This is a genomic window from Anatilimnocola aggregata (genome assembly GCF_007747655.1).
GTDB classification, from domain to species: domain Bacteria; phylum Planctomycetota; class Planctomycetia; order Pirellulales; family Pirellulaceae; genus Anatilimnocola; species Anatilimnocola aggregata.
Window position 1 is genome coordinate 1,705,547 of sequence record NZ_CP036274.1, and the last position, 12,922, is coordinate 1,718,468.

Annotated in this window: 9 protein-coding genes; 5 read left to right on the top strand and 4 right to left on the bottom strand. The window is 58.7% G+C overall.

Going from position 1 to position 12,922, the window contains the following annotated elements:
* Positions 1 to 31: 31 nt before the first annotated feature.
* Positions 32 to 1,051, bottom strand: coding sequence for a M48 family metallopeptidase (locus ETAA8_RS06655; RefSeq protein ID WP_202921622.1), 1,020 nt, complete (start codon positions 1,049 to 1,051; stop codon positions 32 to 34).
* A 298-nt stretch (positions 1,052 to 1,349) separates the two neighbouring features.
* Between ETAA8_RS06655 and ETAA8_RS06660 the strand changes: the two genes are divergently transcribed.
* Positions 1,350 to 2,486: a Gfo/Idh/MocA family protein gene (locus ETAA8_RS06660; RefSeq protein WP_145086648.1), complete on the top strand. Its 1,137-nt coding sequence runs from the start codon at positions 1,350 to 1,352 to the stop codon at positions 2,484 to 2,486.
* 126 nt (positions 2,487 to 2,612) lie between these two features.
* The gene (locus ETAA8_RS06665) at positions 2,613 to 3,572 is read left to right on the top strand and encodes a ribonuclease H family protein (RefSeq protein ID WP_145086651.1); all 960 of its coding nucleotides are present in this window, start codon (positions 2,613 to 2,615) and stop codon (positions 3,570 to 3,572) included.
* A 17-nt stretch (positions 3,573 to 3,589) separates the two neighbouring features.
* Here ETAA8_RS06665 and fbp read toward each other — a convergent pair whose 3' ends face one another.
* The 3 genes from fbp to ETAA8_RS06680 all read right to left on the bottom strand — a co-directional run bounded on the left by fbp (position 3,590) and on the right by ETAA8_RS06680 (position 7,513).
* Positions 3,590 to 4,585: a class 1 fructose-bisphosphatase gene (gene fbp / locus ETAA8_RS06670; RefSeq protein WP_145086655.1), complete on the bottom strand. Its 996-nt coding sequence runs from the start codon at positions 4,583 to 4,585 to the stop codon at positions 3,590 to 3,592.
* Between the two features lie 151 nt (positions 4,586 to 4,736).
* Positions 4,737 to 6,905: a LamG-like jellyroll fold domain-containing protein gene (locus ETAA8_RS06675; protein ID WP_145086658.1), complete on the bottom strand. Its 2,169-nt coding sequence runs from the start codon at positions 6,903 to 6,905 to the stop codon at positions 4,737 to 4,739.
* Positions 6,905 to 7,513 (bottom strand): sigma-70 family RNA polymerase sigma factor, encoded by a 609-nt coding sequence (locus ETAA8_RS06680; RefSeq protein WP_145086661.1) that lies wholly within the window; start codon positions 7,511 to 7,513, stop codon positions 6,905 to 6,907. The genes ETAA8_RS06675 and ETAA8_RS06680 overlap by 1 nt, the downstream gene beginning before the upstream one ends.
* Positions 7,514 to 7,935: 422 nt before the next feature.
* Between ETAA8_RS06680 and ETAA8_RS06685 the strand changes: the two genes are divergently transcribed.
* The 3 genes from ETAA8_RS06685 to miaB all read left to right on the top strand — a co-directional run bounded on the left by ETAA8_RS06685 (position 7,936) and on the right by miaB (position 12,922).
* Positions 7,936 to 11,166: an MMPL family transporter gene (locus tag ETAA8_RS06685; protein ID WP_145086664.1), complete on the top strand. Its 3,231-nt coding sequence runs from the start codon at positions 7,936 to 7,938 to the stop codon at positions 11,164 to 11,166.
* Between the two features lie 24 nt (positions 11,167 to 11,190).
* Positions 11,191 to 11,400, top strand: coding sequence for a hypothetical protein (locus ETAA8_RS06690; RefSeq protein ID WP_145086667.1), 210 nt, complete (start codon positions 11,191 to 11,193; stop codon positions 11,398 to 11,400).
* A 79-nt stretch (positions 11,401 to 11,479) separates the two neighbouring features.
* Positions 11,480 to 12,922: a tRNA (N6-isopentenyl adenosine(37)-C2)-methylthiotransferase MiaB gene (gene miaB, locus ETAA8_RS06695; protein WP_145086670.1), complete on the top strand. Its 1,443-nt coding sequence runs from the start codon at positions 11,480 to 11,482 to the stop codon at positions 12,920 to 12,922.

Below are 12,922 nucleotides of genomic sequence, written 5' to 3' on the forward strand. Positions count from 1 at the left end.
TGCTGGATTACCCAACCCCGAACAAGTTGCGCTACTGCTGCGGCTTCAGCCCAAAGATGGGCGGAATGGTGGGAAACTTGAACGCGCCGAAGGGCGAGACCGGCGCAGGGGAAGCTCCCGTCGTTGCCGAGGCTGCAGCAGGCGGGGCTGCGCCGGGCACTGTCGTGCTCGGTTGCGTCACTTCTTCTGTAGGAGTTGCCACAGGCTCCTCCGGTTTGGTCGCGACCATTGCCGGCGGAGGATCGATATTCGGGCCGAGCCCGATTTTCTCAGGCGCTGCTTCGAACAGGGCCATCGCTTCGGGCACGAGCGCGGCGAGATCAGCCGCCCGGTTCTTATCGCTCGGGTGGGTCGACATGAACTCCAGCTGCTGCTGACCCTGCTTGGCTTCGCCAAAGCGAGTCCAGAAGCGCGGCGCTTCGCGTGGATCGTAACCAGCCTTTGCCAACAGGATCAGACCGATGTGATCGGCCTCCGACTCATGCTTGCGACTGTACGGCAGCAGCACACCATATTGCGAGCTCACGCCGTAGGCTTGCATGACAATATCTTTGCGGATCTGATCCTGGTTCTGCATGACGTACGACACCGCTTGCTTCACACCGTCGACGGCCATGTTCTGGCTCATCCGTTCGCCACCATGCCGCGCGAGCGCGTGGGCAATTTCGTGCGACATGACCACCGCCAGGCCCGCTTCGGTTGCACAGACGGGAATGATCCCCTCGTACACTGCGACTTTGCCGCCGGGCAAGCAGAAGGCGTTCTGCTGATCGGACTCAATGACCTTGAATTCCCATTTATAGTCGGGCTTGTCCGCGACCGCCGCAATCCGTTTGCCGACGCGTTCGACCAGATCGATGTATGTCGTGTTTTGCGATGGCGGCTCTTTCTCGGTCACGTCGTTGAACGCGGTCAGCCCCATGCTCACTTCTTGCGACTCGGGCATCAGCAGCATTTGTTTGCGGCCCGTCAGCGGGGCGCTCTGGCAGCCGACGGCAGTCAGACCGGCGGCCAGCAGTAACAGGGTGAAACGAACTCGCGCAAACATCATCGCAGCCATCCGTAGCGGTGGAACAAGAGCATCTTCCTCGATCAATCAATTTCGGCTGGAATGATCGCAGAAGTCCAGTCTCAGGGAAGAGCAGTTGCTGCTGCGATAGCGATGCAAGTGAGCACAAAGGTGCTAGGAACTACGGACTGGGGGCTAGGGCGGGGGGGTAAAATATAGAGCTGAGGGCATTTCCTGGTCCCTAGCCCCTAGTTCCTAGCCCCCGGGGCCACGTAAACTGGTCGATCCTTCGAGAAACCGCAAGAAGTCCATCTCACCTCCCCCTGGAGCATGTCCTGCAATGGCACCCAAACCTCTAAACATTGGCATGATCGGCTACGGATTCATGGGCCGGGCTCACACCAACGGCTACAAGCGGGTCAACGACTTCTTCGACCTTCCCTATCGCCCCGTGCTGAAGGCTGTCTGTGCCCGCGACGAAGCCAAGGCCAAAGCCTTCGCCGAACAATGGGGTTATGAGTCGATCGAAACCGATTGGAAGAAGCTCCTCGCCCGCAAAGATATCGACGCTGTCGATATCTGCACGCCCAACAACCTGCACAAAGAGATTTCGATTGCCGCCGCCCAAGCCGGCAAGATGATTCTGTGCGAAAAGCCGCTGGCCATGAACACGGCCGAAGGCGAGGAGATGTGCGCGGCGGTCGAGAAAGCCGGTGTCGCCAACATCGTCTGGTACAACTACCGCCGCATTCCTGCCGTCACATATGCCAAGCAAATCATCGATAGCGGCAAACTTGGCCGCATCTTTCACTATCGCGCTAACTTTTTGCAGGACTGGACGATCAATGCCGACCTTCCACAAGGTGGTGCTGCGTTGTGGCGACTCGATGCAGCAGCAGCTGGCAGCGGTGTGACGGGAGACTTGCTCGCCCACTGCATCGATACTGCTCTCTGGCTCAACGGCAGCATCAGCGATGTCACCGCCATGACCGAGACCTTCATTAAAGAACGAAAGCATCAGCTCACCGGCAAGTCGGAGAAGGTGACGATTGATGACGCGTGCGCGTTCCTCTGCCACTTTGCCAACGGTTCGCTCGGGCTATTCGAATCGACTCGCTATGCCCGCGGTCACAAGGCGCTGTATACGTTCGAAGTGAACGGCGAAAACGGTTCGCTAAAGTGGGATCTACACGACCTGCACCGCTTGCAGTGGTTCGACTATCGCGTCGAAGGTCCGCTACGCGGCTGGGCCAGCATTCACGTCACCGACGGCGATCATCCCTACATGGGCAAGTGGTGGGTACCGGGCCTGGCCATCGGTTACGAGCACAGCTTCGTCCATCAGGTAAAAGACTTCCTCGAAGGTCTGGGAAGCGGCAAGCCTGCTGGGCCGACCTTCCGCGATGCACTCGAAACGCAAAAGGTTTGCGATGCCGTGCTCGACAGTGCCAAGAGTGGCAGCTGGAAGAAGGTCTAACAGAAATTACTCGTGTCAACTGAGCCGGAAGCGTCAGCGCCCGGAGAGCACCGAAGTTGTTGCTGCGGGAAATTTTCCGGGCGCTGACGCTTCCGGCTCAGTCAATTGACGTCGAACGGATTCATCATGCACCTGCTCATCGGCACTGACGAAGCTGGTTACGGTCCCAACCTGGGGCCGCTAGTCGTAGCTGCGAGTGCCTGGCAAGTGCCACAGAACATTGGCCCTGCAGATCTTTACGAGCATTTGCAGGAGTTGATTGCAGTCGAGTGTGGGAAGCACGAAACTCGAATGGCGATTGCCGATTCCAAGGCACTCTATTCACCCGGGAGTGGCCTCGCCGCGCTCGAGTGCGGTGTACTCAGTTGCCTGGCTCTGCTGGGCGAACAACCTCGTTCGACGACCAGCTTGTGGAACTCGCTCGCCGCGCACTGCCAGTCCGAGCGGGCTTCACTGGCCTGGCATGTGGCCGAAGACGAACAGCTGCCGATTGACGCCTGCCCACAGCGAATTGGCCACTGCACCGAGTCGCTCGGCGCGGGCCTCCAAAGCCTCGATGTGAGCCTGAAGTCGATTCGCGCAGCAGCGGTCTTTCCGGAAAAGTTTAATGCCGAGGTCGAGCGGCACGAGAACAAGGCGACGGTTCTCTCCCTTGTCACCTTGGAACTGATTAGGGGACTGCTCGACGATCTGCCGGGAACACCGGTCATCGTCACTTGCGATAAGCATGGCGGCCGCGACCGCTATGCTCACTTGATTCAGCATGTCTTCGGCGATGAGCCGGTTCGCGTGCTGCGTGAATCGAAAGCCGCCAGCGCCTATCGCCTGCACTATGCCGGCCGGCAAATCGAATTGCAGTTCCTCGCTAAAGGAGAACGGATGCTGGCCGCAGCGCTTGCCTCGATGACGGCCAAATACCTGCGCGAAATCTCGCTCCGGCCGTTCAATCGTTTCTGGCAGCAGCACGTCCCTGGCCTCAAGCCCACGGCCGGCTATCCCAACGATGCTCGCCGCTTCAAGGCTGAAATATTGGCCGTTCAACAACAGCTTGGGATTACAGATCGCATTCTTTGGCGCTGCCGCTAAGCCTCGCCCTGCAATCCTTAGTTCACCATCTTCATCAGTAGGTTCATTTCTTCCTTGCTGCCGACGCACAGTGGCGTGCGCTGGTGGACTTCGGTGGGCTGGATGTCGAGAATCCGCTGCTTGCCGTTGGTGGCAACGCCCCCGGCCTGTTCGGCGAGGAAGGCGATCGGGTTCGCTTCGTAGAGTAACCGTAGTTTGCCGCTCGCATGGGACTTGGTGGGCGGATAGAGAAACACGCCACCCTTGAGCAAGGTGCGATGAAAATCGGCCACCAGCGAGCCGATGTAACGCGACGAATAGGTCCGCCCCGTCTCGCCCGAACGAAGCAGCCCCAAGTACTTCTTATAACCTTCGGGAAAACTATCAAAATTCGCTTCGTTGCAGCTATATTGCTTGCCAGCGTCCGGCATCACAATCCGCTCATGGCTGAGCAGATACGCGCCAATCGCCGGGTCAAGCGTGAAGCCGAATACACCGTTCCCCGTGGTGTAAACGAGCATCGTCGAGGAACCATACACCACATATCCGGCCGCCACTTGCTTATAACCGGGCTGGAGCACATCGGTGGCAATATCGCGTTGGCCGGTGGGATCGGGCTCGCGGCGTAAGACCGAAAAGATCGTCCCCACGCTCACGTTCACATCGATATTACTTGAGCCATCGAGCGGGTCGAATACGACGACATACTTACCGTGAATCCGATCGCGCTCGACGACCACGGGAGTTTCGTCTTCTTCCGAGGCCATGATCGCGACGTTGCCACGGTTCCCCAGGAACTTCATCATGGCGTGATTAGCCAGCACATCGAGCTTTTGCTGCACCTCGCCTTGCACGTTCTCGGTGTCAGTGGCTCCCAGCACATCGGCGGTGATACCCGCTCGCCGCACATTGGCCGCAATGATCTTAGTGGCCAGGGTGATGCCCGAGAGGAGCCAGGAGAACTCACCGCTAGCCTGCGGATAGTGTCGACGCTGTTCTTCTTGAAGGTGCTGTTGAACCGTTTGCAGTAGCATGGCGAGAGAGAAATCCGGAGAGCCGTTGGGAAGAAAGGAAAACCGAACGGCACACGAGGGGAGAGTTCGCGTGACTCTCGCTATGGTAAACGATTTGCCGCAAGATGAGTAATACTAGGCGGGAAAAAAGCACATGCATGCCAGGCAGCGATTACTGTCCGATCGCGCTGGTGGCCATGCGGTTCAGATCGCGAATCTTGAGGGCTTCGATCCGGACGACGTTGCCAGCCGTAACGAGCACGGGCTTCTTCAAGGCAGGCAGGTTCGTCGAAACCACTTCGGGCAACTTGTCGGGACTTCCCTTCCAGTCGAGCCAAGGCTGACCATCGACGGTCACATCGAGCGAAGCCAGGTCCTTTAATAGCCGCACTTTCACTTCCACGCGTGCGGTTCGTCCCTGTGGCAGCGAATGCTCGCTTTCCATAGAACCAGTTCCGGTCATCGGCTGACCACCCATATCTTGCAGCGCCGTCTTCTGCTCGCCACCACTCTTGCCGAGCACCACCGATACCGGCCGCTTGGCGATGGGCAAGGTCATCTTCAGCGGGCCATCTCCTTCGACCCAGTTCACGTCGACCAGCAGGTCGTAATTTTTCAGATCATCGGGGCCGAAACCAAACCAGGCATCGGCGACGGCTTCGCTTTCCCAACTGTCGTCGACAATTTGCCAATTCCCCGCTCCGGCGAACCGCGTTGGGTCGAGATCGTCGGCCATCAGATTGTCCCACATCAGCCCAGCGTCACGGCGGGCATACAGGGTTTGATATTGGCCGGCACTACGCACCACTTCAAAGTCGGCCAGCGCGTGATCGGTGATGGCCAGGCCGCAGATCAGCCCGCGCCAAACGTTCTTTCCACCGGCATCGGAACCCAAACTCAGGGCACCAGTGTTCCACGTCGCCAGACCGCTGCGAATGTTATCTAGTTCGCTGGTCGCCACGCCATTCAGGTAACCGACCAGTTTGTGGCCGTCGTAGGCAATGGCCACATGCACCGCGCGGTCGGGCTTCACTTCGCCCAGCTTCAATTCCTGTGGTTCCTTGGAGCCATCGGTCCAGAGCTTGAAGATCAAGTCGTTGTTGCGCTGCAGCAGTTGAAAATTGGCCATCTCGCCATCGTCGCCGAGGGCGAGAATGCGCGCGTTCTTCACGCGATAGACCGAGTCGGGAATCACGATCGTCTCGATGGTGAACGCACCTTTGCCGCGAATATTGGCAACCAGGTCTTCGCCCGCTTCGGGCGAATAATAGCTGCCACCATCAAAGGCGTAGACTTCGCCAGCATGAATCGTGCGGACAGGCCCGCGCTCTTCGAGAGGCGTTTCGCGCGGGTTGCCCGTTTCGGGATTGCGCACGTGAGGGATGCCGCTGTCGTGAAACGTGAATAGCAATCGGTCTTCGGAATCGGGCCACTGCAGGCTACGGAGCACCAGCCCCGTTTGATTTGCCACGCCGGACTGATGCGCCGCGACACGCAGGGGCGAGCCACCGGCCAATCGTTCAAAGTCGACTTGCCCTTCGGTGACGTCGAGTCGCGTTTGCTCGGGCTCGATGATGAGCCGCAGTTCCGTCCCCACGACGATCGCGCGGGCATGCGGGGTGTTAAAGACCATCGGCCCTAAGTCGCGCTGCGGCATCACGTGAGCGACAACTTCTCCTTGGTCGACCTGCACCAGTTTGGCCTGGCTCTTACGATCGGCCACCAATTGAAACTTCGTGCCGCTACCAAATTCGACGGTCGTCTTATCTCGAAACTCGATGCGGACGTGTGCGCCGCGCACCACTTCGTAGAGAATGCCAGTCGAAACCGAATCTCCCGTACGGACCAGCGACCGCTGCTCACCTTTGACGGTAAACACATCCCCGTGAACATCGCGGACTTCGGCCATCGTGCGGGGTGCAACGGGCCAATACTGCGGCGCGAGAAACGCCAGGGTCGCGAGCGTTACCGCCAGCACAGCGACAATGGCCATTGTCCAGCGACTGCTCTGCGCGTGCTGGGGCTTCTCGACCAGTTCCGCTTCTGCCAAGGCGCGCAGTTCGGAAACCTGGCTATAGATTTCTTCTTCCCCTTGTTCGAAATCGCCAATGCGCTGGCCAACCTGCGCCAGAAAATTGCGGCGGTCGAAGGCCAGCTTTTGTGCGAGCAGGTCATCGAGCAGCAATTGCGTGCGCAGTTCAATTGCCAAGGCAGGCTGAGCGCGCAACGCTTCGATCAACTGGTCGAGTTCTTCGGCCGATAGGCTCAGCCGGTCTTCGACATATTGCTTGATCAACCGGTCGGTCTGGCCGCGGTCAGGATTGGGGGCTGGCTCACTCATCAGGTTCCCTCAGCAGCCAGGCTGCTGGCGATGCATTGTTTCAAACCATTGCGGATACGGAACAGGGCGACGCGAATCGCCTCGGCGGTACTGCTGAGCATCTCGGCAATGGTTTGGCTGGGTAATTCTCGTTCGTAGCGTAGTTGGAGTAGTTGGCGACTTTCGTCGGGCAATTGTTCATAGCAGCCATCGAGGGCTCGCCGAATGGGCCCTTCGGCCAGGCTCGGCGGTCCTTCTTGTTCGGCTCGGATCAAAATCTCGACCAAGGCCTCGCGCTGCAACCGTTGCCGGCGACCCTGCCGCCGGAAGTAGTTAAGGCACAAGTTCCGGGCGATTCCCTTCAGCCATTGCTTGGGGTGCACACCCAGGGGAATCCGATCCGAAAACCGATACAACTCGACGTACACATCCTGAGCGACATCGTCGACATCGTGCCGTGGCACCCCCATCCCCGCGATGTACGCGCGAATGTGTGGATGGGTTTCGCGGACGACCTCGTCGAAATCGAACTCGACGCTAGCGGTATCGGCCGACTCCCCCGGGCCATCCGACGCGGACTTGCCGACAAGGGACGACGTCTCCTCGTCTGCCGGTCGTTGTTCCGCCATATCTCTGCCCTTTTGACGCTCAAGGCCTGCTATCAGTAAGTGGTCCCAGCAGTTACGTCATGTTACATCGCCGGTAGACATTTTGGCGGGGAGAGGACGTTCCGCAGTCGAATCCTGACTCAGGCAATTCCGCTGAGGATCGCCGTAAGCTAAGACACGGAAGTCACTTAAAGCTTCCTCGTGCAAGCAACGGCTATTTTCGGCGATTGCCCCGACTTCTTGCGCGCTCCAAATCTTAGACCGAGTTGCTAGCGATTTTCGTTAACTTCGAACTCAAAACTCTTAACCCCAAACTTGCCGCATCTCGGGTTCGCCTTGTTCCAAACCGAACACCCGGACTAGAATCGTTTGCTGTCATTTCAGCCGTTACGGCGGGGGCCGGTCACGCAGGCCCGTCGCTCTTGATAGACGCAGGAAGCTGCATGAACGCGGAACGGAATCCGCCCGGAGAGACTTCGCTTCTCTCGCGACCGCTTGAACTGTTGACCGCCTGGTCGCTCAAGGCCCCGGCCTGGGTTGTGGCTGCCGCCGTAGGTCTGACGCTGGTCTCGCTGCTGGTCACCTGCAATGGACTGGAGTTCAAGACCAGCCGCCTCGATTTGCTGAACGCTAAGAGCGCGTATAACCAGCGCTGGCTGGCCTATCTCGATGAATTCGGCGACCGGGACGATGCGGTGGTCGTCGTCCAAAGTGCCGATCCGCAGTTGCTGCGCAAAGTGCTTGACGACGTATCCGAACAACTTCGGATGCGCGGCAAGTTGTTTCAATCGGTCATGGACCGGCAGAATTTGTCTTTGCTCCGCGGCAAGGCACTCCACTATCTGCCCGATCAAGAACTGAATCAGCTGCAGCATCATACCGAGCAGGCTCGCCGGCTGTTGCCCCGCGATGCTAAGCACGCTGATCCCGGTCTCATGCTCGCCCAGCTTAACGACACCTTAGAGAAAGTTCGCGCGGCCAGCCCCGAGGCGCAACAGCAGTTGCAAGCACGTTACGGCGAAGTTGCCAACGCGCTGATGCTCTCGCTAAACCCCGAACAGATGCAGCAAAAGCCGCCGGATTGGTCGCAGCTGAACGACAAGTTCGACAGCAAGTATTTGCTCAGCGAGCACGGGCACATGGGCTTTGTGCTCTGCAAGTTAAAGATTGACGAAAGTGAGTTGGCCCGTGGCAGCCAGGCCATCGCGGCGCTGCGGCAGATGCTCGTCGACACTCGCTCGCGCTACCCCGAAGCCTGGATCGGACTAACCGGCATGCCGATCATCGAGTTCGATGAAATGCAGTCGAGCCAGGCCGATATGCTGTGGACTGGCATTCTCAGCATGGTCTTTGTTTCGATCTTGTTCATTGCCGGCTACGGCGGCCTGCGTCACGCGCTGATGGCGTGCGTTGTGCTGCAACTGGGCATGGCCTGGTCGTTCGGCTTCGTCACGCTGGCCATTGGCCATCTCAACATTCTCAGTTCAGCATTTGGCGTGGTGGTGATCGGCCAGGGGATCGATTTCAGCATCCACTACGTGGCCAGCTATCTCAAACTACGTCGCCTGGGGCACAATACGGCCACTGCGCTGATTTACACCGCCCGCGATGTTGGGCCCGGTGTCTTCACGGGTGCCATCTCGACCGCGGCAGCTTTCTTCGCAGCTGGACTGACGGAGTTCACGGGCATTGCTGAACTGGGGATCATCGGCGGCGCAGGAATTTTGCTCTGCGTGCTGGCCACGGCAATTGTCCTCCCCTCGCTCATCTATCTGGTCGATCACAGCCGCGAGAACTTGCCCCTGCCAATCATTCTGCCCGCAGCAAGTTGGGTTCGCCCGCTCACACGGCACCCTTCGCTGACCATTGCAAGTACGCTGGCGATTACGCTCGTGCTGACGGCCGGTGTGGCGTGGGTGCGGTACGACCACAACCTGCTCAACCTGCAACCTGCCCATTTGGAGAGTTCCGAAATCGAGCGCGAGTTGTTCAGTCAACTCGACGACAGCGTATGGTTTGCCGTATCGATGTGCGATTCGAAAGAAGAGCTAGCGCAGCGGAAAGCAGCTTTCGAGAAGTTGCCGCAGGTTGCCAAGACCGAAGAGATCGGCTCGCTGCTGCCACGTTCGACCGCCCGCAAGCAGCAACAAATTGCCCAGATCCACGATTTGCTCGTCGATCTGCCACAGCGTCCCCTGCCGGTAACCATTCAAGCCGGCCGTCTGAAGCATGAAGTCGTGCGGGCTAGGCAACTGCTTGAGCGCGATACTCCCTACGACACTCCGCTGCAGCGTCAATTCGAAGCGCTCGCGCAGCAGATGAACTATCAAAGCGACGAACAACTGGCGGCCCGGCTAACAATGACATCCGCCGCCTTAGCCACCAATGCCCTCGCACCACTGCGGGCCCTGCGCGAGTTCAGCGACCCATCGCCACCGGTGCTAAACGATCTGCCGACCGAACTGACCGACCGTTATATCGGCAAGTCGCAGCGATATCTGATCAAGGTCTATGCCCGCGGCAACATCTGGGATCTCGATCGGCTGAGCAAATTCGTGGAACAAGTCGAATCGGTCGATCCCCACGTTACCGGCCATCCGGTGCAAACGTTCTACGCCTCGCAGCACATGCAGCAGAGTTATATCTATTCCGGCTGCTATGCCCTCATTGCCGTGTTCGTGCTGCTAATGCTCGACTTTCGCAATCTCTGGCATTCGCTCCTCGCCATGACTCCGCTGGGGCTCGGCTTCGTGCAAATGTGCGGGCTCATCGGCTGGTTCAATATTCCGTTCAACCCGGCGAATATGATCGGCCTGCCACTCATTATTGGAATCGGTCTCGACGAGGGATCTCATCTCGTTCACGAGATGCGCCGCCAGCGCGGCCGTTTCAAGCTCGAAGATTCGACCGTCATCGCTGTCATTCTAACTTCGGTCACCACCATGGCCGGCTTCGGCACGCTGATCCTCTCCCGACATCAAGGGCTCCGCAGCATGGGGCAACTCCTCACGCTGGGAGTTGGTCTCTGCCTCGCTTGCACCGTTCTGTTTCTCCCATCGCTATTGACCATTCTCACGCGCGACCGCAAACCGGAGCACGAAGAGGACGAAGAAGAAGCGATAGCACAATCGTTACCCACAGAAGAACTTCACGCCGTACCGATGCAGGTCGCTTCGCAGTCTGTGGTTGTTCCCGTGTTTGCAGAACCGGCAGCGGCAGAACCGACTTACGAAGACCACGTAGTTGATGAAGAAGATGAGTTCGCTCCCGACGAATACGAATCGACTGCAACCAATACCTTCGCTCCGATAGAATTGCCCGTAGCTGAGTCACCTGCTCTCGAGCCGGCGTCACCAGAACCACAAGTCTCGTATTATCGATTTGAGTTGCCAGTCGCCCCCGTTCCGCGACGCCACGACGACATTCTCACGCTCGAAATGCTCCGCGAGCGACTCCTGAACCCTCAGCAGCCAGCGGACGTGGTCGATCAGGCTGCGACTCCGCTGCCACCCACAAGCAGCGAGACCACTCGCATTGATCCTCCAACTGCGGAATTCTCGCCGCTGGTGTTTGGGCCGGTAACAACGCTCGTTCCCCGCCGCCGAGCCCTGCCGCGGCGAGTTGAACCGGTGGAAAACGGCCCTGTGGAATCGCAGTCCGATCAAGTAAACTAAACCCTTCCCGAGGATTTGCCTGCTATGCCGAACATGCAAACTTCGGATTGGGTGTTGCTTGCCATTGGGGCGTATATCGCCGTGTTCGCCCTCCTGCGGTTAATGCGGCAGCATCGCGATCAGGTTCTGGCACAGCTGACTGAGCAAGCAGCCGCGGAACAGCAACGCCAACGATTGGCCAAGCAACTCGAGAAGCAACGGAAAGCCAAAGCGGCAAAATCGAAAGCAGCCTGACAGAATCCATCATGCTCCGCGTGATGCGAATTCCTCACCAGTCAGGGTGAGGGAAGTTTGAAATGCGAAACGTGATTGTATGACCAAGCGACTTTACATCGAGACCGTCGGCTGCCAGATGAACGTGCTGGACAGCGAGATGGTCGTGGCCAGCCTGCGTCGTCGCGGCTTCGAACTGAGCCGCGACCTCGACTCAGCCGACGTCCTCCTCTTCAACACTTGCAGCGTCCGCGAACAGGCCGAAAACAAGACCTACAGCGCGCTTGGTCGCCTCCGTTCGTTCAAGCAGAAGAACCCCGACAAGATCATCGGCGTGATGGGCTGCATGGCCCAGAAAGATCAGAAGCTGGTCTTTGATCGTGCGCCGTTTGTCGACCTGGTTGTCGGTCCCGGGCAACTTGCCAAGATTCCCGACCTGCTCGAAGAGATCGCTGCCGGCAAAGGCAAGCAGCTCGCCGTGGGCCTTGGTCGCACCGCCGGCTCGGCCGATGAGATTCGCCGCAGTCACGAAACGTTCGATCCACTCCGCGATCCGTCGATGCGGCCGACTCCGTTTCAGGCTTATCTGCGCATTCAGATTGGCTGCGATAAGTTCTGCACCTACTGCGTTGTGCCGAATACTCGCGGCCCGGAACAAGGTCGGCCGCCAGAGCAGATTATCGAAGAAGCCCGCCTGCTCGCCGACCAAGGTTGCAAAGAAATCATCCTGCTCGGACAGACGGTCAACAGCTACAAGTATCGCGACCCCAGCGGCAAGACCACACGGTTGAGCGACCTGCTCGCGCAGTTGCACGAGATCGCAGGTCTCAAGCGGCTGAAGTTCGTCACGAACTATCCCAAGGATATGACCGACGACTTGTTGCAGGCCGTCCGCGACTTGCCCAAGTGTTCGCCCTATCTGCACGTGCCCGCCCAAAGTGGCAGCAACACGATGCTGAAGCGGATGAAGCGGGGCTACACGATTGAAGAGTATCGCGAAATGTTTGGCCGCATCAAAGCGACGCTTCCCGATGCTGCTGTGACCAGCGACTTCATCGTCGGCTTCTGCGGCGAGACGGACGAAGATTTTCAGCTCACCTACGACCTGGTTGCTGAGTGCCGCTTCAAGAACAGCTTCATCTTCAAGTACAGCGAGCGCCCGGGCACGAAGGCTGCGGACCTGATGCCGGACGACGTCCCGCACGACGTCAAGCAGTGGCGTAACAACGAACTGCTGGAATTGCAGAATCGCATCAGCGAAGAAGAGAACCAGCGGTTGCTTGGCCAGCGAGTCGAAGTTCTCGTCGAAGGCCCTAGCGAACATGCGAAGAAAGAACATGGCGAAGCTTTGCTGGAACAAAGCAATCCCGTGCAACTCGTCGGTCGCACGCCCTGCGATCGCATCGTCGTGTTCGATGGTAACCCGCGCTTGACCGGCGAAATCGTGCCTCTGGCTATTTACGAAATCGCCCCCCACACGCTCTTTGGCGCGGTGGTGACGGGCTATGTTGGCCCTGCATCACTCTCCGTGCTGGGCGCGTAG